The organism is Thiocystis violacea, from assembly GCF_016583565.1.
GTDB lineage: Bacteria > Pseudomonadota > Gammaproteobacteria > Chromatiales > Chromatiaceae > Thiorhodococcus > Thiorhodococcus violaceus_A.
This window is the reverse complement of the sequence record NZ_NRRF01000063.1, coordinates 1-25,518: the sequence shown is the minus strand read 5'-3', so window position 1 is coordinate 25,518 and position 25,518 is coordinate 1. Positions and strand designations below refer to the sequence as shown.

General features: G+C 65.4%; 21 protein-coding genes and 1 pseudogene. 10 read left to right on the top strand and 12 right to left on the bottom strand.

Features of this window, described 5'->3' with window-relative positions:
* Positions 1-370: 370 nt before the first annotated feature.
* Positions 371-1,114, bottom strand: coding sequence for an ABC transporter ATP-binding protein (locus CKO23_RS19230; protein WP_207168622.1), 744 nt, complete (start codon positions 1,112-1,114; stop codon positions 371-373).
* Between the two features lie 298 nt (positions 1,115-1,412).
* On the opposite strand from CKO23_RS19230, the gene CKO23_RS26920 reads away from it, so the two are divergent.
* Genes CKO23_RS26920 through CKO23_RS19225 form a run of 3 tightly spaced genes read left to right on the top strand, consistent with a single transcriptional unit; the run spans position 1,413 to position 2,345 of the window.
* Complete coding sequence (locus CKO23_RS26920; protein WP_440870583.1) at positions 1,413-1,622, top strand: AAA family ATPase; 210 nt, start codon at positions 1,413-1,415, stop codon at positions 1,620-1,622.
* On the top strand, positions 1,543-1,794 hold the full coding sequence (locus CKO23_RS26915; RefSeq protein WP_440870582.1) for an AAA family ATPase: 252 nt from the start codon (positions 1,543-1,545) through the stop codon (positions 1,792-1,794). Before CKO23_RS26920 ends, CKO23_RS26915 begins: the two co-directional genes overlap by 80 nt.
* Complete coding sequence (locus CKO23_RS19225; protein WP_440870584.1) at positions 1,680-2,345, top strand: PD-(D/E)XK nuclease domain-containing protein; 666 nt, start codon at positions 1,680-1,682, stop codon at positions 2,343-2,345. The genes CKO23_RS26915 and CKO23_RS19225 overlap by 115 nt, the downstream gene beginning before the upstream one ends.
* 97 nt (positions 2,346-2,442) lie before the next feature.
* Here CKO23_RS19225 and CKO23_RS19220 read toward each other — a convergent pair whose 3' ends face one another.
* The 6 genes from CKO23_RS19220 to CKO23_RS19195 all read right to left on the bottom strand — a co-directional run bounded on the left by CKO23_RS19220 (position 2,443) and on the right by CKO23_RS19195 (position 10,933).
* Positions 2,443-2,781, bottom strand: a complete 339-nt coding sequence (locus CKO23_RS19220) for a HepT-like ribonuclease domain-containing protein (RefSeq protein WP_200333627.1) — start codon at positions 2,779-2,781, stop codon at positions 2,443-2,445.
* Positions 2,768-3,133 (bottom strand): nucleotidyltransferase family protein, encoded by a 366-nt coding sequence (locus tag CKO23_RS19215; protein WP_242482570.1) that lies wholly within the window; start codon positions 3,131-3,133, stop codon positions 2,768-2,770. The genes CKO23_RS19220 and CKO23_RS19215 overlap by 14 nt, the downstream gene beginning before the upstream one ends.
* A 354-nt stretch (positions 3,134-3,487) precedes the next feature.
* Positions 3,488-4,732: an ABC transporter permease gene (locus tag CKO23_RS19210; protein ID WP_200333625.1), complete on the bottom strand. Its 1,245-nt coding sequence runs from the start codon at positions 4,730-4,732 to the stop codon at positions 3,488-3,490.
* Complete coding sequence (locus tag CKO23_RS19205) at positions 4,732-5,748, bottom strand: efflux RND transporter periplasmic adaptor subunit (RefSeq protein ID WP_200333623.1); 1,017 nt, start codon at positions 5,746-5,748, stop codon at positions 4,732-4,734. The genes CKO23_RS19210 and CKO23_RS19205 overlap by 1 nt, the downstream gene beginning before the upstream one ends.
* 76 nt (positions 5,749-5,824) lie before the next feature.
* A complete protein-coding gene (locus tag CKO23_RS19200; protein WP_200333621.1) occupies positions 5,825-8,332 on the bottom strand; it encodes a diguanylate cyclase in 2,508 nt (835 codons plus the stop codon).
* Positions 8,333-8,875: 543 nt separating this feature from the next.
* Entirely contained in the window at positions 8,876-10,933 is a 2,058-nt protein-coding gene (locus CKO23_RS19195; RefSeq protein ID WP_200333619.1) for an autotransporter domain-containing protein, read from the bottom strand.
* Positions 10,934-11,257: 324 nt separating this feature from the next.
* Between CKO23_RS19195 and CKO23_RS19190 the strand changes: the two genes are divergently transcribed.
* Positions 11,258-13,543 carry a methyl-accepting chemotaxis protein gene (locus CKO23_RS19190; RefSeq protein ID WP_200333611.1) on the top strand — a complete coding sequence of 762 codons (2,286 nt, stop codon included), beginning with the start codon at positions 11,258-11,260 and terminating at the stop codon, positions 13,541-13,543.
* A 620-nt stretch (positions 13,544-14,163) separates the two neighbouring features.
* Here the strand turns inward: CKO23_RS19190 and CKO23_RS26910 are convergent.
* The 3 genes and pseudogenes from CKO23_RS26910 to CKO23_RS19180 form a co-directional block, all read right to left on the bottom strand.
* A pseudogene (locus tag CKO23_RS26910) lies at positions 14,164-14,298 on the bottom strand (prevent-host-death family protein); the annotation flags it as partial.
* 90 nt (positions 14,299-14,388) lie between these two features.
* Positions 14,389-14,820 carry a type II toxin-antitoxin system VapC family toxin gene (locus tag CKO23_RS19185; protein ID WP_200333603.1) on the bottom strand — a complete coding sequence of 144 codons (432 nt, stop codon included), beginning with the start codon at positions 14,818-14,820 and terminating at the stop codon, positions 14,389-14,391.
* Between the two features lie 7 nt (positions 14,821-14,827).
* Positions 14,828-15,070, bottom strand: a complete 243-nt coding sequence (locus CKO23_RS19180) for a FitA-like ribbon-helix-helix domain-containing protein (protein WP_200333601.1) — start codon at positions 15,068-15,070, stop codon at positions 14,828-14,830.
* 393 nt (positions 15,071-15,463) lie between these two features.
* On the opposite strand from CKO23_RS19180, the gene CKO23_RS19175 reads away from it, so the two are divergent.
* Together CKO23_RS19175 and CKO23_RS19170 are read left to right on the top strand one after the other, a co-directional pair.
* Positions 15,464-16,411 carry a DnaJ C-terminal domain-containing protein gene (locus CKO23_RS19175; RefSeq protein WP_200333599.1) on the top strand — a complete coding sequence of 316 codons (948 nt, stop codon included), beginning with the start codon at positions 15,464-15,466 and terminating at the stop codon, positions 16,409-16,411.
* Positions 16,412-16,416: 5 nt separating this feature from the next.
* Positions 16,417-16,734, top strand: a complete 318-nt coding sequence (locus CKO23_RS19170) for a chaperone modulator CbpM (protein WP_200333583.1) — start codon at positions 16,417-16,419, stop codon at positions 16,732-16,734.
* Here the strand turns inward: CKO23_RS19170 and CKO23_RS19165 are convergent.
* Complete coding sequence (locus tag CKO23_RS19165) at positions 16,705-17,403, bottom strand: chemotaxis protein CheB (RefSeq protein WP_242482569.1); 699 nt, start codon at positions 17,401-17,403, stop codon at positions 16,705-16,707. The two genes, CKO23_RS19170 and CKO23_RS19165, sit on opposite strands and share 30 nt — an antisense overlap.
* A 134-nt stretch (positions 17,404-17,537) precedes the next feature.
* Here CKO23_RS19165 and CKO23_RS19160 point away from each other — a divergent pair, with 134 nt between their 5' ends.
* Together CKO23_RS19160 and CKO23_RS25800 are read left to right on the top strand one after the other, a co-directional pair.
* Positions 17,538-18,974 carry a metallophosphoesterase family protein gene (locus tag CKO23_RS19160; RefSeq protein WP_200333579.1) on the top strand — a complete coding sequence of 479 codons (1,437 nt, stop codon included), beginning with the start codon at positions 17,538-17,540 and terminating at the stop codon, positions 18,972-18,974.
* Between the two features lie 158 nt (positions 18,975-19,132).
* A complete protein-coding gene (locus CKO23_RS25800) occupies positions 19,133-20,080 on the top strand; it encodes a zinc-binding dehydrogenase (RefSeq protein WP_200333577.1) in 948 nt (315 codons plus the stop codon).
* A gap of 64 nt (positions 20,081-20,144) precedes the next feature.
* Here the strand turns inward: CKO23_RS25800 and CKO23_RS19150 are convergent, their stop codons facing one another.
* A complete protein-coding gene (locus tag CKO23_RS19150) occupies positions 20,145-20,660 on the bottom strand; it encodes an MOSC domain-containing protein (protein WP_200333575.1) in 516 nt (171 codons plus the stop codon).
* Between the two features lie 295 nt (positions 20,661-20,955).
* On the opposite strand from CKO23_RS19150, the gene CKO23_RS19145 reads away from it, so the two are divergent.
* Both CKO23_RS19145 and CKO23_RS19140 read left to right on the top strand, forming a co-directional pair.
* A complete protein-coding gene (locus tag CKO23_RS19145; protein WP_200333572.1) occupies positions 20,956-23,520 on the top strand; it encodes a type IA DNA topoisomerase in 2,565 nt (854 codons plus the stop codon).
* A gap of 353 nt (positions 23,521-23,873) precedes the next feature.
* Positions 23,874-25,502: an IS66 family transposase gene (locus tag CKO23_RS19140; protein ID WP_200333571.1), complete on the top strand. Its 1,629-nt coding sequence runs from the start codon at positions 23,874-23,876 to the stop codon at positions 25,500-25,502.
* Positions 25,503-25,518 lie beyond the last annotated feature (16 nt).

Below are 25,518 nucleotides of genomic sequence, written 5' to 3'. Positions count from 1 at the left end.
GCCGCCACCACCCAGACCGCCCTTGCCGCCTGGCCAGGAGCCGCCGCTGCCGCCCAGCAAGACCGCGGCACCGCGATAGGCGGAAGCAGGAGCAGGAGCAGGAGCAGGAGCAGGAGCAGGAGCAGGAGCAGGAGCAGGAGCAGGAGCAGGGTGTTGAGCCTTGTTCAATCCGTTTTGTCGCTTGGCAGAGGTGTGCCTCAGAACTGCTTCCCGAAGCGGCAGAGAACCAAGAGCCGAGAAATAGTGCGTCCCCCATCCTGAGTCGCTCGAACACCGAGTGACCCGAGAAGGATCCGTGCGACTGGTCGAACGCGCTGGCGGCTCGCGTCAGCGTGCGGCGGCAACCCGGCATGAGACGTCTCGACCGACCCTAAACCGCTCGCCAGTCGTCATCGATCCTGCCGTCGACGATCCCAATGCGCCGATCCGCCGCAGCGGCAAAGGACGCATCGTGCGTCACCGCGACCACCGTCTTGCCCATCTCGTGCGCCAGATCCTGGAGGATTTGCCGCACGGTACCACCCGCGGCCGAATCCAGATTGCCGGTCGGCTCGTCAGCGAGGAGGATCAGCGGGTCATTGGCCAGGGCGCGGGCGATGGCGACGCGCTGGCGCTGCCCGCCCGAGAGTTGGTGCGGGTACTTGGCGCTCTGCTCGACGACGCCCAGCCGGTCCAGCAACTCCAGACCGCGCGCGCGGGCGGCGGCGGCATCGAGCCGGCCGAGGCGGCGGATCGGCAGAACGACATTGTCGATCACCGAGAACTCGGCGAGCAGGAAATGGAACTGGAACACGAACCCGAGCTTCGAAAGCCGGCGGTTCGCCAGGTCGTCCTCGCCATAGCGCGAGGTCTCCTCGCCGTCGAGCCAGACCCGCCCCGAGGTCGGCACATCGAGCAGACCCAGCAGATAGAGCAGCGAGGACTTGCCCGACCCGGACGGACCCATGATGCAAATGAACTCGCCGCGCTCGATGGCGAGACTGACGTCGTTGACCAACGTCACCGGCACCTCGCCGGGCAGGATGCGGACCAGATGCTCCGCGCGCAGCACCGGGCTCACGCCGCGCCCCGCGGGATCTCTATCGGATGCAGGATGGTCGCAAGGCTGTTGCATAAGGAAGGATCCATTGGCCAACTCCAGCAGTCATCATCCCCCGGCAAGCCGAGAGCCTTAGGCGCCGTCCATCGTCTACTTCCCGCTCTGACTCTGGTGACGAAGCTCCTGCTTCGGCCCCCGCGAGACGAAGCTCTGCTTCATGAATCCTCAGGCTGCGCCGACGCTTCGTGAAGCGGAGCTTCATCGCATGGGTCACGCAGCTGGAGCTGCGTGACCAGAAACCGGGAGGCAATTGATAGACGGCTACTGAGATTCATGAGCCCTTTACGCCGAGCGGGTCTAACATGACCCCAGGATGTCAGCAACCTGCGCGCCGCCGAGGCCCCTCATGCACCGCCGTCGACTGCCGATCGGAATCCAGACCTTTGCCAAGATCCGGGAAGCGGATCATTACTATGTCGACAAGACCGGTTTCATACCGACGGTTGATCGACGAGGGTGGCCAGTATTTCCTCTCGCGCCCGCGCCGCTTCGGCAAGTCGCTGCTCATCGACACCATCGCTGAACTCTTCGCCGGCAACGAGCCCCTGTTTCGCGGGTTGCTGATCCATCCGGGTTGGGACTGGACGACCCGCTATCCAGGCTCGCGCATCTGCGGGCCGACGAGGCGCTCTTGTCGGCCTTCGACGTCGATCATCTGGCCCCCGAGGCGCGGCTGTGGCAGACGGGCTATTTGACCTTCACCGGGTCGCGACAGATCGGCGCGCGGCGCGAATACACCTTGGGTTATCCGAACCTGGAGGTCGAAAGCGCGCTCAACGACAGCCTGGCCAAGGCCCTGATCGGTGAACCGGGACAGGTCAGCGAACTGACAAGCCGGCTCTACGACCTGCTGGTGGCCGGCGACTTCGATGCCCTGCGTCTGCATGTCGAATCCTTCTTCGCCGCCATCCCGCATCAGTGGCATACCGCCAACCCCATCGCCCACTACGAGGGCTACTATGCCAGCGTCTTCTACAGCCATCTCGCCGCACTGGGCCTGGACCTGGCGGCCGAGGACGCCACCCAACTCGGGCGTATCGATCTGAGGCTCAAGTTCAACGCGCGGATCTGGCTGTTCGAATTCAAAGTCGTCGAGCTGGCGCCCGAGGGCCGGGCACTGCAACAGATCAAGGATCGCGGCTATGCGGACAAGTATCGCGCGCTCGGCCAACCCATCCATCTCATCGGGATCGAATTCAGCCGTGAGCGGCGCACTATCGTCGGCTTCGAGACCGAGACCCTGTAATCAGATTCTCCGCGCGCTACCCGGCTGCCGTCGACAGCGGATGCTAGGGTAATGGGAGTGAACCCCAGCATTGCCACCAAACTTGCCGCCATGCCGCCTATGGCGTCTCGGCGAGTGCCTTCAGTTGGATCAGCAACGCGGGAATCTCCATCGTCGCAGCCACCCAGAGAATCTCGGCATCCACGTCGAAGTAGGCATGTATCAGACGATTGCGCATCACAACGATGGCCTTCCAGGGAATGCCCGCATCGACGCTGCGGGTTTCATCCGACACCTTGCTGGCCGCCTCGCCGATGATTTCGACAGCACGAACCAGCGCAAACAGCAGCATCCGGTCGGTGTCCAGTTCCGACCGCTGGCGCCCGGCGACGAACCGTTGCACATCCTCCGCCGCATCGATCATATGACGCAGACGGACGCGATCATGACCGAGCATATTGCACCTCGGCCGTGCGCAATACCTCGTCCCGGAAATAGTGCGACAGATCGCCCGCCGTGCGCAGATCGACCTCCCGGCCACCCAGCATCTCCGATAATTCGATTTCCATGCCGGCAATTCCGAGCAGGCCCGGAATGGACTCCGGCTCGAATTCGACCAACAGATCCAGGTCGCTCTCTGGCCGAGCCGCTCCCTTCAAATGCGAGCCGAACAGCGACAATCGGCGAATGCGATGCCGTTTGCAGAAGTCAGAGAGTGTGTCTTCGTCGAGATTCAAGGCTACATGCATTGTTTGCGCTCTTAATGAGGGTTGCCGCGATATCAAACCGAGAATTGCTGGCTCCAGCATGAGAGTGTCGTGCGAACGCTCCACCTCTCGACGCAAAGCGCCAGAGACTACGTGACACCACAGTGCCATCGGTTGGGTTGGCGAAGACAACTTAACGCAAGTCAGAAGATCGTGGGTGACCAAAAGCAGCAACCCAACCGGCACCGCTTTGTCAGATTCCGTAGGGTACGCATCGCGTACCGTTGCGCCGATGTACAAAAAACCGCCGCGTTTCCGAGGAGTCGCGGCGGTTCAATCAAGCGTTCGCCCCATACCCCATTCATCGGCATCCGTGCCGATTGCAAGGGTGTCAGGTACGCGATGCGTACCCTACCCGGCTTCGAGACCGAGACCCTGTAACCAGGTTCTCTGCGCTCACGCCGCGCCCCGCAGGATCTCCACCGGATGCACCCGCCCCGCGCGGCGCGCCGGGAGCCAGGCGGCGAGGATGCAGGACGCCATGGCAAAGGCCGTGGCCAGGGCGAATTGCTGCGCACCCCACCAGATCGGCAAAAAGACCTGCTCCGAGACGCCCGGCGGCTTGATCTGCACCAGCGACAGGACGTGCATGAGTCCGACCCCCATGACCAGGCCGAAGAGGCTGCCGATCAGGCCGATGACGACCCCTTCGAACAGAAAGATGAGCCGCACGTCGCGCGCGTGAAAGCCCATGGATTTGAGGATCGCGATGTCGTGGGTCTTCTCCAGCACGATGGTCGAGAGGGTGTTGTAGATGCCGAAGGAGGCGACGACCAGGATCGCCGCCACCACGCTGTACATGATGATGTTGCGCACCACCAGCACGCTCAGGATGTCCTCCGACGCCTCGACCCAGGAGACCGACTTGTCGCCGGTGGCGTCCTCGATGCGTTGGGCGACGGTGCGCGCGGCGTAGGCGTCGTCGAGCTGGATCAGGAAGCGATTGACCCGGTTGGGCCGCGCGAACAAGACCTGCGCGCGCTTGAGCAGCGTAAAGGTCTGGGTCTCGTCGACCGAGGCATTGCCGGTGCGAAAGAGGCCGACCACCTTCATGGCGCGACTGGCGCCGCTCGCGGCCACCAGGGTCAGGTTGCGGCCGAGCCCGAGGTCGAATTTCTCGGCCAGCCCGGTGCCGATGACGATGCCATTGGGGTTGACGTCGAGCGCGTCGAGCGATCCCGCGATCATCTTGTCCTGGATGGTGGACACCGTCTTCATGGTTTTCGGCACGATGCCCGAGAGGGTGACACCCTCCTCGCGGCCGGCGAAGGTGAGCACCGCCGAGCCGACCAGCACGGGCGCGACCCGCAGCCCCGGAATCGCCTCGATGAGCGCGAGCTTCTCGCGGTAGCCGCGGATGCCGCGCGTCTCGGTCTGCGGCTTGAGGCTGCGGATCTTGACCGCCCCGCTCGCCCAGCGCCGCTCGGCCGGCTGGGTGCGCGGCCGGCGCACCTCGTCCGAGACGGTGATGTGCGGACTGTTGTCGACCAGACGCGTGATGAAGTCCTGCTCGGAGCCGCGCATCAGGGACGACACCGCCAGAAAGAAGGCGACCCCGAGCACCACGCCGGTGAGCGAGACCAGCGTCTGGCGCCGACGCCCGGTGAGATGGGTAAGCGCGACCTGGAGTTGGATGCGCATCAGGGCTGGGGCCTGGTGTCGGGTGGGCGGATGCGCACGGCGGCGCCGTCGCGCAGGTCTTCGGCGGGCATGGCGACGACCTGGCCATCCGGCGGCAAGCCGTCGAGGATCTCGGTGCGCTGGGCGCCGGCCACGCCGGTGCGCACCGGCTGGCGATGCAGTCGGCCGTCCGCCACCAGCCAGAGCGCGCCTTTCTGCAGGGCGGTGGACGGCACCAGCAGGGCGTCCTGTCGCTCGGTCACGATCAGGTTGGCGTCGACCGTCATGCCGATCCGCAAGCCCGCCGGATCGGCGAGCCGGATGCGCACCCGAAAGGTGCGCGCGACCGGGTCGCCCTTGGGGGTGATCTGACTGACGGTGCCATCGAACACCTTTTCCGGCAGGGCGTCCGCATGCAGGACGACTTTCTGCCCGACGCGGACCCGTGGGATGTCCTCCTCATCCACATCGGCCGTGACCCGCAGCGGCGCGCAGCAGGAAAGATAGAACACGGCCTGCCCCGCCGGGATGAACTGACCGACCTCGCCGTCGCGGCGGATGATGAGACCATCGGCGGGCGCCCTGAGCGTCATGAAACCGCGCTGCGCCTTGGCGCGTCTCAGCACCGCCTCGGCCGCATCCAGGTCGGCGCGCGCCTGATCGACTTCGACAGTGGCGACGACCTTGCGCCGCGCCAGTTCCTGCATGCGCTGGAGATTCAGACGCGCCAGACGTGCTCGCGCGTCGAGCTCCTGCACCGTGTTGGTCAGGTCCGCGTCATCGAGCCGGGCCAGGGTCTGTCCCTTGCTGACGTGGTCGCCCTCATCGACATCGAGTTCGACCAGATCCCCCGCCGCCCGCGAGGCGATCGGCAGCATGACCCCGGGCTCCACGCTGCCGGTCGCGTAGATCGCCTCGACGGCGGGGCCGCGTGTTGGCGCGACGACGGTGACGGCGATCGGGGACTCACGCCACCAGAGCCAGCCGCCGGCGGCCAGCAGCACGATGACAAACATCAACAGCCATTCTTTGCGCATGATTCAGATGGATCGGCGTATTCCTGGGCGCAGTCAACCTAGATCCGGTGCGGCTCGTCGAACCGGGGGCGATGTCCTATCCCTTGGTGATCGCTCCGGATGCGGCGGCTGGCGCGATCTCGGTCCGGTTGCGGCCCGATCGTTTCGCGCGATACAGGGCCGCGTCGGCCTGCTCGATCAGCGCGTCCGGGGTTTGGGCGTGATCGGGATAACTGGCGAGGCCAATGGAGAGCGTGGCCTGGATCTTGGTGTCGGCGCACTCCAGCGCGCTGTCGGCAAAATCAAGGCGCAACCTCTCGGCGCGCTCGAAGGCGATCTCCTGGGCGATATGCGGCAGCACCAGCAGGAATTCCTCGCCGCCATAGCGACAGACGATATCGCCCTCGCGCACCCCCTCGCTCAGGCGCTGGGCCAATGCCTTGAGGATCTCATCACCGGCCGGATGCCCCCAGGTGTCGTTGATGCGCTTGAAGAAATCCACGTCGAGCATGGCGACGGTCAGTGAGTAGCCCTCGTGCTTGGCGCGGGCGAATTCGCGCGGCAGGGTCTCGTCGAGGTAGCGCCGGTTATACAGGCCGGTGAGCGGATCGCGGATTGCCTGCTCGGCGAGGACGACCTGCAAGCGGCCGATCTTCTCCAGGTTTTCCTGAAGTTCCTGGTTCGCGGCCTGCAAAGCGCGCTCCATGGCCCGTTGTTCGCTGATATCGCGCTTGATGGCGACGAAACACTCGATCTCGCCGTGATCCTTCTTGACCGGCGAGATGGTCATTTCCTCCTCATAGAACTCACCGTTCTTGCGACGATTGATCAGCTCGCCACGCCAGATCTGGCCGGCCAGAGCGGTCTGCCAGAGCTGCGCATAGAATTCCCTGGGGTGTTTTCCGCTGTTGAGAATCCGGGAATGCTGGCCCTTGACGGACTCCAGGTCGTAGCCGGTTTGCAGGGTGAAGGCCGGATTGGCATAGAGCAGGTAGCCCTGGGTGTCGGTGATGACGATGGCGTCGGCCGCGGCCTCGATGGCGGCGACGCGGGTGCGCAACTCAGCCTCCAGGGCCTTGCGCTGAGAGATATCGCGCGTGACGCCGAGGATCTTGACGGGCCGCCCGGCCTCGTCCATCAGATAGGTCGTCACCACCTCGGTCGGCACGATGCCGCCGTTGCGGTGTGGTTGGTCGACCTCGGCGGTGACGTAGCCTGCATCGGTGTCGCCGGCCAACAGGCGTTCGAGCGTCTCGCCGATGAGGGCCGCGACCTTTTTCGCCGATTGCGGGGTGAGCGCCTTCTCCAGGGGTTGCGCCATCACCTCCTCGGGCGTGAATCCACGCAGGCGCTGGACCGAGGGGCTGACATAGTCGAACCGCCGACTGACCAGGTCGAGCATCCAGATGACATCGCCGCTGTTCTCGGTGAGCAGGCGGTGCAGTGCCTCGCTCTCGGCGAGCTTATGATGAGCCGCTTTACGTTGCGCGATCTCCCCGCGCAGACGCCGGTTGAGACCATCAACGCGCCAGCTCAGCAAGCCCAGCATCAGCGCCACCGCCAAAGCCAGGGCCAGCGCGACGAGCAGGCGTGGATCGAACCTGGGCATCTTGATCGCGTAGAGAAACCCATCCAGCGGGAAATGCTCGGGCAGCATGCCCAGCGCGGCATAGGTGTCGGCGATATGACGCCAGCGTCCGGGATTGACATGCCCGATCACGACCAGATCCGGCTGCATCAGACTCCGAGTTTCCTCGGCCTCGAAGCGATAGTGCGCGCGAGTGCGGTCTTGGCTGTTGTACTTGGCCATGATGAGATCGATGCTTTCATCGATGTGCGCCATGGCGTATTGCCAGCCCTCTAGGCTGGCAGCGAGAAAGGCCCGCGCTCGCTCGGGGTGCGACTTCAGCTCGGACTCGGTGGTAAAGAGGATGTCGCCGTAGAAATCGATGCCGCCCGCGCGGGCCGAGAATTCGTTGTAGTCAAGGTCAGCCTGTCTTAAGAGATAGGGCTCCGTGGTGGAATAGGCTGAAATCGCGGCCACCTGGTTATGCAGCAGCGCATCGACCCCCAGGCTGTGGAGATGGATGACGAGTTTGTCGCGCTCGACGCCCTCCTTCTGGAACAGGGCCAGGATCTCGGCCGCGCCGGCCTCCAGCATGATGGGCTGTCCGACCAGTTCATGGAGATTGCTCGCGCGGTCGGCGCGGACCAGGAGTTCGAACGGCGAGTGCTGGAAGATGGGGGCCAGCGCGACGACGGGGTACGTCTGGCGTGACAGCAGGAGTTCGCTGCTGCCGATCCCGAACTGCGCCGCGCCCGAGATCACTTCGGCGACGGGATCGGTGTTCGGTCCGGCCTCAAGAAAGCGGACATCCAGCCCCGCGTCACGGTAATAGCCCTTTTCCAGGGCCATGTAGTAGCCGGCGAACTGAAACTGGTGACGCCATTTGAGTTGCAGGGTCACGCTGTCCAGGGCAAGCGCCGGTGCTGCGGCGCAGAGTGCGACGCAAAGCAGGGTCAGATGCGCAAGGACAGCGCCGCACCCGGTGTGTGTCGCGCTCTGGGCTCGCCCCCTGGCCGCGCCGACAACCGTTTTCCTCATGAAGCTCCGTTGGCTGCGCCGAAAGCGCGATGATAGCCCCTAAACCGCGCCCATGACGGGATGCTTGGGGGTGGTGGCTAGCGCTCTGCTGCGCGCTCGGGGGGGCGTTTGCCGGCCCCGCCAGCGCCGGGCGGATTCTGGTGCTGGTGCACGGCCACCTCGGAGACTCAGCTTCGTGGCATCAGAGCGGCGTACTACCGGTGTTGGAGCAGGCTGGCTGGACGCTCGCCGGCAACTGGCAGTGGACCCGGTCTGGGGTGCGGTCGGAGCCGGTCGGACCACCGGCGGGGGAATTCGCGATCGACACATGAGCGCGTGACCTGTCGATAACTATCGGAAAGCACCGAGCGCCGTCCAGGGAGGCTTCGCCTCAGACCGACGAGTCATGCCATCGGGATCGCTATCGTCGGCTCGATACCGATACCGACGGCCTTGTATGGTCGGACGCTTCATCGAAATTTGACTCATCTGCAAGCATTTTACGCCCTCAAGAATTCTAGGGGGCGATGGCGGCAAACAGCGTGATCGCGGTGGCGCCGCGGCTCAGAACGCCACCTCGATGCCGCCGCTGACCATGATGTCGTTACCGCCGTCGCGGGCAAACGTCGTCGCCGCCGTGACGTTGGCGCTCACGTTGCCGGTCAGCACGGCGGCGACCCCGACCGCTACCTTGCCGTAGGTGCGGTCGTCTTCGGGCACTGGAGTCAGCACCGGCAACAGCGGCGTCGTCACCTGGGTGGTCGTCAGGGTCCGGCCGGAGCCGAGGAAGTCGTGCTCGGCCGTGACGTTGAAGAACGGGCTGTAGAGGCCGCTCGAGAGCTGGACCGGAACCCGCACCTGCAGGCCGGCACTGCCCGTCAGGGCGTCGAGTGACTGCTGGTCGACCCGCATGGTGAGCAGGCTGTCGCCGGTCTCGGTGTAGGCGTCGATCACGGCGCGCGTGTAGGCGATGCCGGCGATCGGTCCGGCACGGACCGGTCCGACGTCGACCAGGTAACCGCCCTTGGCTGCCACTGCGAGGGTGTCGGCGCTGGTGCTGCCGTGGACGACGTCGATCACGCCGGAGCGGTCGAGCGAAAAGTCCTGGCGCCCATAGGCGAACAATGCGTCGGCGAACCAGTTGACGTCGGTGAACGAGCCGTAGCCGGCGATCTGGTACGCCTGGATGTCGTTGCTGGTGTTCTGGACGTCGAGGTCGACCTTGGGTTCGGAGTAGCCGAACACCGCGCCGAGCCGTACCCGTGGATCGAGCCGAACCTCGACCCCGAGGGTGCCGCCGATCGCGTGCCAGTCGGCGCCCGCCGCATAGAACTCCCGGTCGGTGCTGCCGCTGGGGTAACTGGCATCGACGAAAACCGACCACCGGCTCTGCGGCGCGAACGCCACCGGCGTCGTGGTCGCCATCGCATTGGTTCCGGCGAAGGTCTCGGCGATCGCAGAACCGACCCCGTAGTTCTGAAACGTCCGATAGGCGTCGAGTCGGCCGAACACCGAGTCGACGAAGGTCGCGGCAACGCCGGTCGCGATGCTGCCCTGCGGCATGACGGTGGTCGGTGCGTCGATCTGGTTCGCCATGTAGGCGCCAACCACCGCCATCGCGGCACCGGTCGGATGCACCGAGTTCTCGTAGAAGCAGCCGGCGACGTTCAACGGCACGCCTTCCCCGATCGGCCCGGCTTCGCACTGCGTTCCGCTAAAACCGTACCGGCCCGGATCGGCGGCGACACGCGCCTGCAGGATGCCGAAGTCGAGCATGAAGATGCGGATACCGGCTTGGGCCAGCGGCCGCAGCGCCACCTGGGTCTCGTACAGATAGGTGGCCGCCCACGCGTCGCGCTGCGCCGTGGTCAACGCAACCCCGACGGGTTCGGGCTGGGGAAAATATTTCGAGTTGCCTGACCCTAGCCAGGCGATGTTGCGGGCACCGGCCGCCACCAACTGCTGGACGCCCCCGGTGACGAAGCCATCGACCGCGATGCCGCCGTAAACCGCGTTGTGCGCCGCCAGCGTCGCACGCGCGTTGACGGTCGCGAGCGTGTCGCCGCTGGTCATGTACGACTCGTCGTTGCCGCCGATGGACAGCGTGACGAAGTCGCGCTCGCCGAAGCGCGTCCCGTTCAGGGCGAGCTGTCGAAGCTGGTAGGGGAAGCCGAAATCGCTTCCCAGCTGCCCGATCGTGTTGGAGTTGTCGGTGCGGGCGCCGCCGATCGCATAGTTGGTCAAACCCGGCAGGCCGGAGAGCGACTGCAGCGTGTCGTTGAAGTTCGTACTGCCGGTGAACCGGCAGCTCGCCAGCGGGGCCACGCAAGGATAGACGCCGGGAATGTCCAGCACGGTTCCCAGGATGCGGAACGCCCCGCCCGGAGCCGCACCCGTATCCGCGTAGCTGTCGCCGAAGGCCGTCAGGCTGGCGAACTGCGCCTGGGCCGGGAAGACGCTGGCGGCCAGCGCGGCGACCGCGACCGTGATGGTCGCCACTTCATAGAGTCCGGCGCGCCCGAGACGACGGGCTCTGGGCAAAAGGGCCAACCGATCCTGGTCGCCAGCAGCGAACATCAATGAACGACAACCCTGAACGGCATGCTTCGACAGCTCCGACATGGCGACTCACCTTGTTTGCGGCCTCTTTCCCGTGTCTGCGTCGGCCGAAATAGCAAACAACTTGGGGCTCCTCCAAAAGTGTCTTCGCGTTTCAGTGTCGGAGTTGCGAACCCGCCCGCACTTTCTGAAGCTCGCTTGCCAGACGCACCGCCCGAGGCTGCGATCTCGCCGTGCAACCACAGGAAACAGCCGCGCGCGAACGTGACTGATCTCGCAACGAGTACATGACCATTTGACGTACCCTGCACGGTGGCCTCCCCTCAATCATCATTGGTGTTCTTCGGTGGGACCTACACTCTCGACATGCTGACGCAAGGGCTTTGAATGAACATCAAACGTCGCCGGATGACCTTGGGATTGTCGTCCAAGTTGTTCCTCGCCATGCTGCTGATGAACCTGCTGACCTCGGTCGCGTTCACGCTGTACACCTATGTCAGCGAAAAGAGCAGCATCATGCAGGGGATCGACAAGACCTTGCTGGCCACGGCCGAGGGCGTGCGACTGGTGGGGGACGCGTTCCACACGCGGCCCGCTCAGTCCGGCTCGATCGCGCCCGAGACCTATACCGCCTTCATCGATGCCCTGACCGCGTTCGCCGACAAGGCTCAAGTCCAATACATCTACACCACGATCAAGCGGGGCGATCGCATCCTCTTTACGTCCTCAAGCTATACCCAAGAAGAGAAGGCATCGGGCGATTTCACAGCGTTTTTCGACCCCTATGACGACGCCAGCGAGGGGTTACGTGCCGCCTCCGCCGACGGGCGACTCCATTACGACCAGTACAGCGACCAATGGGGCAGGTTCCGCTCGATCTTCGTGCCCGCCAGATCGTCCGATGGTGTCGACTACGTCATCGGTGTCGATGTGTCGATGGCCGGCATCGATGAGACCTTGCGGGCCACCTTGCTGCGCTGTCTCCTGATTGCCGCGGCGGTGTTCGGTGCCGGGTTGCCGCTGCTCTGGCTGATGACGCGGCGCATGATCGCCAGTCCCTTGCGGCAGGTGATTGGCGTCTTCAACCGGATCGGTAACGGCGACTATCACAACTGCGTCGAGAGCTCGCGCCGCGATGAAATCGGGTCGCTATTCAGCGGCCTCGCGCGGATGCAGGACAACCTCGCCGAACGCGCAGCGGCGGACAAAGGTGTCGCCGACGAGATGCGGCGCCTCACGAGCGCACTCGACACCGCCTCCACCAACATGATGGTGGTCGACAACGCGGGCACGCTGATCTATCTCAACGACGCCTTCAACCGGATGATCCGCGATGCCGAGGCCGATATTCGCCGCGATCTGCCGACGTTCCAGGCTGACGAAATGCTCGGGCGCTGCTTCACCGAATTCCACCGCCATCCGGACCATCAGTACCAGCTCTTGGCGGAGCTCAAAGGCACCCATACCAGTCAGATGAACGTCGGCGGGCGGACCTTCAGACTCATCGCCAATCCGGTGCTCGACGACCAGGGCGAGCGCCTCGGCTCAGTGCTGGAATGGATCGATCGGACCGCCGAGGTCGCCGCCGAAGGCGAGTTGGATGCGCTGCTCAAGGCCGTTGCCTGCGGTGATTTCACACAACGGTTGAGCAGCGACGGCAAACACGGCTTTTTCCGTGACCTGGCCGAGGGAATGAATCACCTGACCACAGTTGTTGCCGGGGTCCTGGATGATCTGGCGAGCGTGCTGCACGCCTTGGCGCAAGGGGATCTCACGCAGACGATCGAGACCCGCTACGAGGGGCGGTTCGCCGAACTGAAACAGGACACGAATACGACGGTGGAGCACTTGCGCACCCTGGTCGGGCAGATCCGGGACGCAACCGATGCCGTTCATACCGCGGCCAGCGAGATCGCCCGGGGAAATGCGGACATCGCCGAGCGAACCGAGGAACAGGCGAGCAGTCTTGAGGCGATGGCGAATGCCATGGGGGTATTCCAGTCCGCGATTCGGCGCAACGACGACCACGCCAGCAGTGCCAACGCACTGGCGCATCGAGCCAATGAGCAAGCGATCGCTGGCGGCCAACTGGTCCAGCAGGTCATCGCCACCATGGGGACGATCCAGGCGTCCAGCCGGGACATCGCCGACATCATCGGCGTGATCGAAGGCATCGCCTTCCAGACCAATATCCTCGCCCTCAATGCCGCGGTCGAGGCGGCTCGGGCCGGCGAACAGGGACGCGGGTTCGCCGTCGTCGCCGCCGAGGTTCGGCAGCTCGCGCAACGCAGCGCGCAGGCGGCAAAAGAGATCACTGGATTGATTGGCACCTCCGTCACGCAGGTCAATGACGGCGCCAAGCAGGCGGCGTCGGCCGGACACACGATGGACGCGATCGTGACGTCGTTCCGGCAGGTCGTCGGGCTGGTCAGCGAGATCGCCGATGCCAGCGTGGCGCAGGGCGCGGGGATCCAGCAGGTGACACACGCCATTGGCCAGCTGGATGAGATGACCCAGCGCAACGCGGCCTTGGTCGAGCAGGCCGCCGCGGCGGCGGAGAGCCTGCAGGATCAATCCAGGGGGTTGAGCGACAAGGTCGCCACCTTCAGGATGGCGCGCACAAGCCTTCAGGCGAGCGCCGTCAACGGCACCCTGGCGGTGCGCCGTCGCTGAGCGAACCCCCGCGCCGGTCCGTCTTCTGCCCGGCGCGTTTCCTGACTGAACGCTTCCGACCGGATTGCCACGAGCGCGCGCGTCGAGGTCGAAGGCTGCGTGCGGTAGCGCACAGATGCCATGGCGCTGCTGCGCTAGGTTGAGCAAGAGGAGCCCAATGGCCTCGCGACACCAGCGCACGCCAAGTAGCCGTCTATCAAGTGCGTCCCGGTTTCTGGTCACGCAGCTCCAACTGCGTGACCATGCGATGAAGCTCCGCTTCACGAACCGTTAGCGCAGCCTGAGGATTCATGAAGCATGAGCTTCGTCGCCAGAGTCAGATCGGGAGCTTGCTGATTTCTACTTGGGCGCATGGGCCGTCGCAAGTCGCGACCGGATGCCAAGCGCCGCCAGCGGGAGGGTTGATGGGAACTCCGGTGACAGTATACGTAACTTTCAGCAAGCCCCAGGGCGTCCCAGAAGCCTACTAGAGACGAATTTCGCCGATAGCCGTACTGGCAGTCGGGCGGCTCCCGACGGCCGGAGTAGCGAACCATCAGGCATGCGCTTGGTGTTCCTGGATGCCCGCCAAGTCGCTGAGCGCGGACTTGGCGAAGCTGATCCTGGCAGCACATATGCCGCTAGCCCAAGCCGAATCTAGCCTTGGCCTCGGAGAGGGAAACTTCGCGGCCTGCGTCCAAGTCGGCCAATCCCGCGACCACGGCACGCACGAAGGCGCGCTCCTCCGCAGCCTGCTGGTCGTCAGCCACGGACTGCTTCGGAGAATTTCACGCTCATGGACGCCTATCTCAGGGCTTGTTCGGTGCAGAGATCGCGTTCGGTGAGGCTGCGTTTCTCCATGCCGGTCAGTCGCCCCCAGCATGTTGCCACGGGTCGATGACTGCGATGCCGCAGCCCTCGAAGTCGCTGACGTTGCGGGTGGCCATGGCGGCGCCGTGCGCACGGGCGATGGCGGCGATCTGGCAATCGAACTGGCTGAGGGGTCGTCCCACGGCCCGCCGTTTCGCCCCGATGCTGGCGTATTCGAGGGCAGCGGCGCTGTCGAAGGGCAGGATGCGGTCGCGGAAGTCCTCCCGCAGCATTCCGTTCACAGCCTCGGCCAGCGCCTCCCGCCGCTTGCCCTTCGCCAGGACGGCCACGCCGTAACGCAGCTCCGCCTCGCTGATCGCGGTGAGAAAGACGTCCGCACCGTTCTGGCCGGCGAGCCAGGCCTCGACCCTTGGTGCCGGTTTGGCGCGCAGGATTTCGGAGACGACATTGGTGTCGAGGATGATCATCGCGGCATCAATCCAGCACCGGCGGTTCGTGCATCGGCTCGCGGGGCGGAAGGTCGAGGTCTGCCCCCCCGAAGCCGGCGACGCGCGCGCGGATCGCCGCCGCGATGTTGACGGGCGGCGCAGGTTCGCCCACGACGAGGCGCAGGATTTCCCGTGCCTCCTCTTCCATCGAACGTCCATGCTCGGCCGCGCGTATGCGCAGACGGCGCTTCAAGGTGTCATCGAGATTGCGGATCGTAATGCTGGCCATCGTGCCCTCCATCGGCTCCATGCAAAGTTAGGCAATGATCGCAGTGCAATCAAGTTGCCAGATCAATCGCCTGGCCCACCACGACCGCCTGGACCTGGCCGAGCTGCTCGACACCCAGCGCGTTGATCACTCGCCGAGGCGACCGTGATGACGCGCTTCCAGTCGCTGACCGCCTTCATCCAGTTCTTGGTCTGGAGTCCTGTATTCGATCGGATGTGGTGAGCGATCGCGAACCGCATCTCTCGCGATTGAAGCGGTTCGTCCCTCGCCACGACCTACGCGGGCTTCGAACCCCACAGAATGCGTTCGATAGCATACAGACGGCATGGCGCTGGTCGGCTAGGCTTGAAAAGGATGATTCGAGACCAGGCAAAGCCACCAGCGGGAGGGTTGATGGAATTTAAGGACTACTACGCCGTGCTCGGACTGGAGCGCACGGTCGCGCAGGATGAGATCAAGCGTGCCTACCGCAAGCTGGCGCGCAAATACCACCCGGACGTCAGCAAGGAGCCGGATGCAGAGGTGCGCTTCAAGGAAGTGGCCGAGGCATACGAGGCACTGAAAGACGTCGAGAAGCGGGCTGCCTACGATGAGGTGGCGAACCGCTACAAACGCGGTCAGGACTTCAATCCGCCTCCGGGATGGAATAGCGGCTTCGAGTTCACTGGCGGCCCCGAAGGCGACAGCCAGGACTTCAGTCACAGCGACTTCTTCGAATCGCTCTTCGGGTACCGGGCCGCGGGCGCGCGCGGCGCGCATGGGCGAGGCCACCGGGCCGGTGAGGACCATCACGCCAAGGTGCAGATCGACCTGCAGGACGCCTATCGCGGGGGGCGCCGCAGCATCTCGCTGCGCGTCCCGCGGATCGATGCGAGCGGACGCCCGATCATCGAGGAGCGGCACCTGGAGGTGAACATCCCCAAAGGCATCCGCGATGGACAACACCTGCGACTCGCCGGCCAAGGCGGTCCGGGGCAGGGTGACGCGCCGGCGGGTGACCTCTACCTTGAGATCGCGTTCGCGCCGCACCCGCATTTTCGTGTCGATGGCCGCGATGTCTACCTCGACCTGCCAGTCGCGCCCTGGGAAGCGGCCCTCGGCGCCGGCGTCACCGTCAAGACCCCCGACGGCAGCGTGCAACTGACGGTGCCGCCCGGCTCGTCGGCGGGCCGCAAGCTGCGCCTCAAGGGCCGAGGGCTTCCCAGCGCGCCACCCGGCGATCTCTATGCGGTGCTGTCGATTCGCTTGCCGCCGGCCGACACGCCGACGGCGCAGGATGCCTATCGCCGGATGGCCGAGGCGTTCGGCGACTTCCAACCGCGACCTGCCTTGGAGGCGTGATGCCAATGAACACGATCAACAGGACCGTGACGCCGTGCGTCGTTGTCGAGGAGGAGGTCCAGTTCACGCTCGTCGAGTTGAGCCGGGCGTGCCGGACTGACGTCGATCAACTGGTGGCATTGGTCATGGAAGGCGTATTGACGCCGAGCGGCGAAGCCCCAGAGCGGTGGCGTTTCGGCGGGACGACGCTCAGACGGGCGCGGGTGGCGTTGCGCCTGACCCGCGATCTGGAGTTGAACGCGGCCAGCACGGCGCTTGTGCTCGACCTGCTCGATGAGATCGATGCGCTCCGATCACGGCTGCGGCGCCTCGGCGGCGACTGAACCACCGCCCGAAGCATCTCCGCGGGCAATGCTGACGATCTTGTGCGCGATCGCTTCCGGCGAGAGCACGAAATCGATACAGCCGCTCGCGATAGCGCTCGCGGGCATGTCCGGCTGAGCGGCGGTGTCGAGCGCCTGCGCGATGGTGATGCCGCCCACGTCCTTGATCCCACAGAGCGCCTCGGCGCCATCACCGTCGTAGCCGGAGACGATGACGGCGATCAGTTGGCCGCCCCAGTTCTGGGTGAGGGAACGCAGAAAGACGGTGATCACGTCCGGCCATCCCCTCGGCTTTGAGATGGGCTTCAACCGGAACTCGCCATTGAAGACGTGAAGATCACGCTGCGCCGGGATGATGAACACCTGGTTCGGCCGGATGAGCAGGCGTTCCGTGATCAGCTCGACCGGCATCGTCGTGGCGCTCGGGAGAATCTCGTGGAGATGGGTCGCGACGGTCCGCAGATGATTCACGATGACGATCGCAACCCCCATGTCGTTCGGCAAATGGCGCAGCAACCGGGTATAGGCATCGAGACCACCTGCCGAACCGCCGACACAGACGATCGGGAAATCGGTCGTGGCAGGCTTGGCGTCCATGGGCGATCCTCTGTTTTGGGTGGGTTCGATTGACGTGCGATTCGCGATCTTCGTCGCGCCGATTCCGGGCATCCGAAGGGCTGGCAACAAGGCACCTCTCGGCAGCCGCTCAACACACAGCGTTGCGGTCTCGCCGCATTCACCAGCCGGAGCCTCCGATGCGATCCAGTGCCCCTCTTCTTACAATACTCGCGACCTGCGCCTGTTTGGCTGTCCTGGGTATGCCGGTGGTGCGGGGCGACACCACATCCGGCGAGGTTCTGTCCGCCTACAGCATTCTCGCACCCACCAGCCGCGGCGGTCAGGTCACCATCGCCCGGGTGATTCTGCAAGGGGCTGCGTCGGCGTGTCCCAAGCTGGTGCCCGCAATCGGGGACGGAGCGGCCATTCCCACGCAAGCGCGCGCGAATCCGGACCCCGCTCATTTCGATATCCAGGTCTGCGAGGCGGTCGTGACCACCGCGATGCAGGTCCAAGGCCGTGATCGACGGCTGCCCGGCCCACCCGACGCGGCAGCGCATCTGGCGGTCATCGGCGATTCCGGGTGTCGCCCTGGATCCCAAGGGGGATGTCAGCCAGGGAGTTCGGCCTGGCCCCTGCTCGACATTGCCAACGCTGCCGCGCGCGCGGATCCAGATATCGTGCTCCACATGGGGGACTACAACTATCGAGGAACCCCCGGCAAGGTCGCGATCAACGGCAAGCGGGGGCACGTCTACGATGCCGGAGACAACACCGACTCCGTCGGTTGCACGCTGGCAGGACCCTACCTTGGCCAGAATAGTCCCGGCAGCGACCAGCCGGACCAATGGATGAACTGGTGGCTGGATTTCTTCCAGCCCGCGACGGAGTTGCTGGCCGCGGCGCCGTGGATCGTCGCCCGAGGCAATCACGAGCTGTGCAGCCGAGCGGGACCGGGCTGGTTCTATCTGCTCGATCCGGGCTCCGACCTGCCGGGCGTCGCCACCGGGCAAGGCGCCTGCCCGCCGGCGGAGAGCGCCGAGCCCCACGTCTTCGGCCGTCCCTATCGCTTGGATCTGGCCGGGCTCTCCATCGTCGTCATGGACTCCGCCAATGCCTGTGACCGAGGTTCCCTGCACCAGGGGCATTTCGACCGCCAGTTCCAGGCGCTCCGCACCCTCGTGGATGCCACCCCTGCGCAGTCCCCGCGCTGGCTGCTGACGCATCGGCCGATCTGGGCGGTGCGCGCCGCGGACGCCTCGACCGCTCCCAGCACGACCGACCCCTCCGGCCAGTTTGCGCTCATTAACCAGACCTTGCAGACGTCCGATCAGCGACACCCCGTCGCGGGCGCGTTCGACCTGGTTCTCTCGGGTCACTTGCACACCTTTGAGGCCATCGGACGCACGCGCGACGGCCTGCCCGCCGGTCCCGATCAACTCATCATCGGCAATAGCGGGATCGAACTCGATCCGGGCCAGGACAGGATGCCCTTCTCCTTTGCCGTCGGTCAGACCGGCTGGGCCGGCTTGGGTCTACACGCCTTTGGCTACATGGAGCTCCGACCGCGCGGTGAAGCCGGCTGGACGGGACGCTTGCTGGATCCCGAAGGCAAGACGTTGGCCACCTGCGGCAGTGATCATCCAGCGCGGAAGGCAGGACCTTGCGCGCCGGCGGACTGACGCTGGTGCGGTCGGAGGGGTTGGATGTGTGCAGGGGCTGCCCATCTCCGGCGGTCACGACGACGCGCCACGCATGGCGGATCCCGTCGGCGGGATCGCTCGAGCGACTGGCGCGGGTCACCGAGGACTTGGCGCCACCTGGCGTGGGGGAGGCGCGCGTGCGCGTCGAGGCCATCGGCCTCAACTTCGCCGACGTCTTCGCCTGCCTGGGTCTTTACTCGGCGACGCCACCGGGCGCCTTCGTCCCAGGGCTTGAGTGCGCGGGCGTCGTCGAGGCGCTGGGGCCACCGCGCGCGAGCGGCGAATCCACCGTCGCTCCGGGCGATCACGTCATGGTGCTCACGCGTTTCGGTGGATACGCGACCGCGCTGAACGCCGACACGCGCTACCTCGTGCCACTGCCGGAGACCTGGACGATGGCGCAGGGGGCGGCGTACCTGGTGCAGGCGCTGACCGCGTGGCACGGCCTCGTGCACCTCGGCGCGCTCGCGCCAGGCCAGGTCGCGCTCGTCCATTCAGCCGCGGGCGGGGTCGGCCTGCACGCGCTGGCCATGGCGCGCGCGATTGGCGCCACGGTGATCGGGACCGTCGGACACGGCGACAAGATCCCGTTGCTCGAAGCGCGCGGCCTTGTCCGGAGTCAAGTCGTGGTGCGCGATGCGGCGCGTTTCGGGGCTCAGCTCGATGCGGCGCTGGCCGCGATGGATGCGTCGCACTTCGACGTGATCTTCGACGCGATCGCGGGTTCGTTCTTCCGGCCGGCGCTCGAGCGCCTCGCCCCGGAGGGACGCCACGTGCTCTACGGTGCCGCCGATTTCATGCCGAGCGGTGCGCGCCCGAACTGGCGACGGCTTGCCTGGCAGTTTCTGCGCCGCCCCCAGCTCGACCCGATGACGCTCATCGACAAGAACCGCAGCGTCATGGGGTTCAACCTCATCTGGCTGTTCGAGCGCGCCGATCGCCTGCCCGCGGCGGCCTCGGCCGCGCTCGCCCTGAGCGCGGCACCGCCGCACATCGGCGCGCGCTTTCGGTTCGATGAGCTGCCGCGCGCGCTGCGCACCCTCCAGGGCGGTCGCACCACAGGCAAGGTCATCGTCGAGGTGTGAGTCGCTCAAGCGCACGACGCGCCGCGCGAATCACGCGCGCCTGCGTCCCCGCGCCGTCGGAGATTCACGCGATCGCGGTCTCAGCGCCGTCCTCGGCCGGACCCAGCTCGATCACGGCGTCCCCAAGCGCGAGGCGACCGGAGCGGATAACGCGGGCCGTCAAGCCGCCATGGCCACGCATCGCGTTATAGCCCCCAGCGCCCAAGACCTCTTCCATCCGCGAGCAGGGATGAGCGAAGCCGGTGCCCTCCAGCACCGCCTCACCGATCTGGAAGCGCCGGCCCTTGAGTGCAAGCAGGTTGATCCCGGACACCAGCAGGTTGCGGCGCAGCACCGCCGGCGCGGGTGGGGCTTGGCCCAGCAGGGCACCGATCACGGCCAGGTGCTCGGCTTGAATTAGAGTGACCTGACGCGTGCCACGCCCGCGTGCGCGATAGCGATCGCCCTCCAGCCCCTGACCGGCCAATGCGGTGACAGCCTGAGGCGTCTGCACGGGTGCGCGCCGCTCGGGACGGAGACCGATCCACTCCAGACGTCCGGAGCGCGGGAAGCAGGCCAGCAGCGCATGAATATCTGGCATAGGATTCAGAAAAGTCGATGTGAAGGATGACACAGCCTGCCGTGGATGCCCGTTTGGTTCAAATGACGGTCAATGCCTGAGCCCGATCTGCCGATGTCACGTCTGACTCCTGCATGTGGATTACGAGTGGCGCGGTCGACCTCATCGCCAAGCTGGCGTCCGATGCGCGGAAGCCGGACGGCTTGACGGTGGTGCACAGGCGATCAGGGACTCGCTCAGACGCCCGAGCAGAAGAGATCCTGATAGATTGTTGACGTTTCGCATGTCCCCCTTGCCCCGTTGAAGAAGGATCGCCATGACCACCGTCGTCCTCGCCGAAAAGCCCAGCGTCGCCCGTGACCTCGCGCGGGTGCTCGGTGCCGGGCGCAAGGGCGAGGGGTATCTGGAAGGCAACGGCTATCGCGTGACCTGGGCGCTCGGCCATCTGGTCCATCTCGCCGAGCCGGATGAGTACGGAGAGGCCTGGGCCGGGCGCTGGTCGGCCGAGCCGCTGCCGATGATCCCGGAGCGCTGGAAGCTGCGCATCGGCAAGCAGACCGCGAAGCAGTTCAAGATCGTCAAGGCGCTGATCACTGCCCCGGAGACCGAGCGCCTCATCTGTGCGACGGACGCCGGGCGTGAGGGCGAGCACATCTTCCGCCTCATCTACGCGCACGCCCGCTGCAAGAAGCCATTCGAGCGGCTGTGGATCTCCAGTCTGACCGACGAGGCGATCCGCGCTGGCTTCCGGGCGCTCAAGCCAGGCCATGCCTTCAATCCGCTGGCCGATGCCGCGCGTGCCCGCGCCCAGGCGGACTGGCTGGTCGGCATGAATCTGACCCGCGCCTACACGGTGCACAACCGGGTGCTGTGCACCATTGGCCGGGTCCAGACGCCGACGCTGGCCATGATCGTGGCGCGCGACGCCGAGATCGCCCACTTCACCAAGGCGTTCTTCTATGAGCTGGTCGCGCATCTGACGGAGGGCTTCTTCGCCCTCTATCTGCAAGACGGTACGACCCGGATCGACCGTAAAGAGACGGCCGAGCGTCTGCAGCGCGAACTCAGCCCGCACCAGACCGGAACCGTAAGCAAAGTGGACAAGAAGGTCCGCCACCACCGCCCGCCCCCGCTCTATGATCTGACCAATCTCCAACGCGACGCCAATCGCCGCTTCGGCTTCACCGCCGCGCAGGTGCTCGAGCACGCCCAGGCGCTCTACGAAACCCACAAGCTCATCAGCTACCCCCGCACCGAGAGCCGCCACATCTCCGAGGACATGCTCCCGCAGCTTCCCGGGATCCTGAAGCAGCTTCAGCATCCGCTCGCTCCCGAGGCCCTGCAGCGGCTGGAGAGCGGGCACCGGCTCAACAAGGCCTATGTCGACCGCACCAAGCTGACGGATCACCACGCCATCCTGCCCACCGGGAAGGCGCCGTCCGCCGCGCTGCCGCCGCCCCTGCGCCGGATCTACGATCTGGTTGTGGCGCGCTTCGTGGCGATCTTCCTGCCCGATCAGCGCGTCGAGGAGACACGGGTCGAGATCGCCATCGGGGAGGCCACCTTCCTGGCGCGCGGCGCGGTGGTGCTGGAGCCGGGCTGGAAGCGGATCGAGCCGGAGCGTCGTCAGACCAAGGCCACCGAAACCGCACAGGACGGTGATGACAGCGCGCCGCAAGGCCCACTGCCGCCGCTCGAGGTCGGTCAGAGGGTGCATGTGGACCGCCTGGAGGTGCGCGAGAAGGAGACCCAACCGCCCCGTCATTACGACGACGCCAGTCTACTCGCGGCCATGAAGAACGCCGGGCGCACGATCGAGGATGATGCGCTGGCCTCGGCGATGGCAGCCTCCGGGCTCGGCACGCCGGCGACCCGCGCCGAGATCCTCGAAAAGCTGATCCGCACCGGTTATCTGGAACGGCAGCGCAAGCAGCTGCGCGCCACCGCCAAGGGCCAGGCCTTGATCGGCCTGGTCGCCGCCCCGCTGCGCAGCCCCGAGCTGACGGCCGAGTGGGAACAGCGGCTGAAGGAGATCGAGCTGGGCGAGCGCACGGCCGCCGAGTTCGATCGCGACATCGTCACCTTCCTGCGTGAGTTGGTCCCCCAGATCGCCCAAGGTCCAGCCCTGAGCCCGGAGCAGGTCGACGCCGCCCGACAGGGCGAGCCCCGCCGCAACGGGGGCAAGGCCGCAAGCGCCACGAAGACCTCGCGACGGGCGAGCGGCGCCAAGGGCGCGGGATACGGCGCTTGTCCCCTCTGCAGGCAGGGCGAGATCACCGAGACGGCCAAGGCGCTCGGTTGCAGCCGCTATCGCGACGGCTGCGGCTTCACCATCTGGAAAACGGTGGCGGGTCGCACGCTGACCAAGCCCCAGATCCGCCAGCTCATCGCACAGGGTCACACCGATCCCATCGAGGGGTTTGTCTCCAAGGCCGGCAAACCCTTCTCCGCCGCGCTGCGACTCGACCCGGCTGGCAAGGTGATGCTGGACTTCGGCGACGCCGGACGGGGGCGCACCGCGCAGCCGCTCAACGCCGCACCCGAAACAGCCTCATGGGTCTCGGATGGCGCGGTCGAAGGGTCAACGCAGCAGAAGCCCCGATCCGGCCCTTTGCCCTCCCTACGCGAGGATCCGCCGGTGTGCCCCAAATGCGGCCAGGGACGCATCATCGAAGGCCGCCGCGGCTTTGGCTGCAACCGCTATCGTGACGGCTGCAATTTCGTGGTCTGGAAGCAGATTGACGATCTGGTGTTGACGGAGGGGCAGATCCGCGCGCTGATCGAGCGCGGTCGCGCCGGACCGATCGATACAGCCAGCGGAGGTCACCAGGTCTATCTGCGCCTCGATGCCCATTGGCAGATCTTGGTCGAGCGGACGTAGGGGGACAGCGGTTTGTTGTCCGCCAAAGGAGAGACCCGAGCCTCCATGGAGGTCACGCAGGAAGCGTGCGCGGGGCAGGATTGCGCCGCTCCATCGCGGACATCCAAAGGCGACTCAAACAAAAACGGCCTAGACCACTTAAGCCTAAGCCGTTGATTTTATGGTGCGCCCTGTGCGACTCGAACGCACGACCACCTGATTAAAAGACCGGCCGACTGATTTCCAACTCATATTTATCAACAGGTTAGCTGCCCGCGCAGTAACTTCTCAATAAGTCATGGCAGCCTTGGCTGAGGATATCCGTTAGAGTGACGCATCGCCCCCAATCCTTGCCCTTGACTCGCCCTCCCGGCATGCCTGCTTCGATCACTCCCCCTGACATCCCTGACGCGGAGCGTACCCCGCTCATCGAGCAGTTGGTGGAGCTGATCGAAACGCTGGCCGAGAAGACCCAACGGCAAGCGGAAACCATCCAGCAGTTGCGCGATGAGATCGCGGTGCTCAAGGGGGAGAAGGCCAAGCCGACCTTCAAACCCAGCGGGATGGAGGACCACAGCGATCCTGACACGCCGGATCAGGACCACGGTGAGTCGTCGGACAAGCGGGCGGGCTCGAGCAAGCGCAGCAAGACGTCGGACTTGCCCATTGACGAGGATCGCCGGATTCCCCCCACCCCAGCGCCGCCAGCGGGGGCACGCTTCAAGGGCTATCGCGATTTCATTGTCCAGGATCTCGACATCCAGGCCCGCACCATCCGGTATCGGCTGGAGGTGTGGCAGACCCCGGATGGGGAGTGGTTGAGCGGGGAGTTGCCGCCGACGCTTCAGGGTCGGCACTTCGGCCCGCCGTTGAGAGCCTATCTGCTCTACCAGCACCATCACTGTCACGTCACCCAGCCCTTGTTGCGCGAGCAACTGCTCGAATGGGGCATCGACCTTTCAGTGGGGCAGATCGATGCCCTCCTCAGCGGGCACAACGAGGCGTTTTTCGCCGAGAAGGATCAACTGCTCGCGGTGGGTCTGGAGGTCAGCACCTTCATCACGGTCGATGACTCGGGGGCGCGCCATCAAGGGCGCAACGGCTACGTCACGCAGATTGGCAACGACTTCTTTGCCTGGTTCTCCAGCACCGAGAGCAAGAGCCGGATCAATTTCCTGGAGCTCCTACAAGCGGGCGAGCCCGTCTATGGCCTCAATGATGAGGCACTGACGTACTGGCGCGAGCAGGGCCTGGCGCAGGCGTTGTGCCACGCACTGGCGGCTTCACCCATCCTGGAGATCGCGACCACGGCGGCGTGGGAGGAACACCTCAAGGCCCTTGGGATCACCAAGGAACGCCATCGGCGCATCGCCACCGAGGGCGCCTTGCTCGGTGGTCTATTGGAGAAAGGCCTCTCGCGCGAGCTGGCCATCGTCAGCGATGGCGCCGGACAGTTCGCCATCCTGCTGCATGCGCTGTGCTGGGTGCACGCCGAACGCCTGATTCACAAGCTCATCCCGCTCAATGCGCGCCAACGCCTGGATCAGGAACACGTCCGTGACGAGATCTGGACGCTGTATGCCGACCTCAATGCCTACCAACGTGCCCCCGATCCCGCCGCCGTGGCGGAACTACGCGCACGTTTCGAAGCCATCTTCAGCCAGAAGACCTCCTTTGCGACCCTCAATCAGACCCTCAAGCGCCTGAAGGCCCATCAGGGCGAGCTGCTTCTGGTGCTCCTGCGCCCGGACATCCCGCTGCACACCAATGGCAGCGAGAACGACATCCGTGGTTACGTCAAATGGCGCAAGATCAGTGGCGGAACTCGCAGCGATCTGGGACGCCGCTGCCGTGACACTTTCGCTAGCCTCAAGAAGACCTGCCGCAAACTCGGCATCTCGTTCTGGGATTATCTCAATGACCGCATCGGACAGGTCGCAGCCATCCCGTCCTTGCCGGAGATCGTCCGCGAACGGATCTTGGCCGCTGAGGCCGTGCCGTGAGTTATTGAGAAGTTAC

Bases quoted from the DNA above. Each gene is read 5' to 3' on its own strand.
- CKO23_RS19230 (WP_207168622.1), bottom strand. From the start codon at position 1,114: ATGCAACAGCCTTGCGACCATCCTGCATCCGATAGAGATCCCGCGGGG.
- CKO23_RS26920 (WP_440870583.1), top strand. From the start codon at position 1,413: ATGTCAGCAACCTGCGCGCCGCCGAGGCCCCTCATGCACCGCCGTCGA.
- CKO23_RS19220 (WP_200333627.1), bottom strand. From the start codon at position 2,781: ATGCTCGGTCATGATCGCGTCCGTCTGCGTCATATGATCGATGCGGCG.
- CKO23_RS19215 (WP_242482570.1), bottom strand. From the start codon at position 3,133: ATGCTGGAGCCAGCAATTCTCGGTTTGATATCGCGGCAACCCTCATTA.
- CKO23_RS19210 (WP_200333625.1), bottom strand. From the start codon at position 4,732: ATGCGCATCCAACTCCAGGTCGCGCTTACCCATCTCACCGGGCGTCGG.
- CKO23_RS19205 (WP_200333623.1), bottom strand. From the start codon at position 5,748: ATGCGCAAAGAATGGCTGTTGATGTTTGTCATCGTGCTGCTGGCCGCC.
- CKO23_RS19200 (WP_200333621.1), bottom strand. From the start codon at position 8,332: ATGAGGAAAACGGTTGTCGGCGCGGCCAGGGGGCGAGCCCAGAGCGCG.
- CKO23_RS19195 (WP_200333619.1), bottom strand. From the start codon at position 10,933: ATGTCGGAGCTGTCGAAGCATGCCGTTCAGGGTTGTCGTTCATTGATG.
- CKO23_RS19190 (WP_200333611.1), top strand. From the start codon at position 11,258: ATGAACATCAAACGTCGCCGGATGACCTTGGGATTGTCGTCCAAGTTG.
- CKO23_RS19185 (WP_200333603.1), bottom strand. From the start codon at position 14,820: ATGATCATCCTCGACACCAATGTCGTCTCCGAAATCCTGCGCGCCAAA.
- CKO23_RS19180 (WP_200333601.1), bottom strand. From the start codon at position 15,070: ATGGCCAGCATTACGATCCGCAATCTCGATGACACCTTGAAGCGCCGT.
- CKO23_RS19175 (WP_200333599.1), top strand. From the start codon at position 15,464: ATGGAATTTAAGGACTACTACGCCGTGCTCGGACTGGAGCGCACGGTC.
- CKO23_RS19170 (WP_200333583.1), top strand. From the start codon at position 16,417: ATGAACACGATCAACAGGACCGTGACGCCGTGCGTCGTTGTCGAGGAG.
- CKO23_RS19165 (WP_242482569.1), bottom strand. From the start codon at position 17,403: ATGCCCGGAATCGGCGCGACGAAGATCGCGAATCGCACGTCAATCGAA.
- CKO23_RS19150 (WP_200333575.1), bottom strand. From the start codon at position 20,660: ATGCCAGATATTCATGCGCTGCTGGCCTGCTTCCCGCGCTCCGGACGT.
- CKO23_RS19145 (WP_200333572.1), top strand. From the start codon at position 20,956: ATGACCACCGTCGTCCTCGCCGAAAAGCCCAGCGTCGCCCGTGACCTC.
- CKO23_RS19140 (WP_200333571.1), top strand. From the start codon at position 23,874: ATGCCTGCTTCGATCACTCCCCCTGACATCCCTGACGCGGAGCGTACC.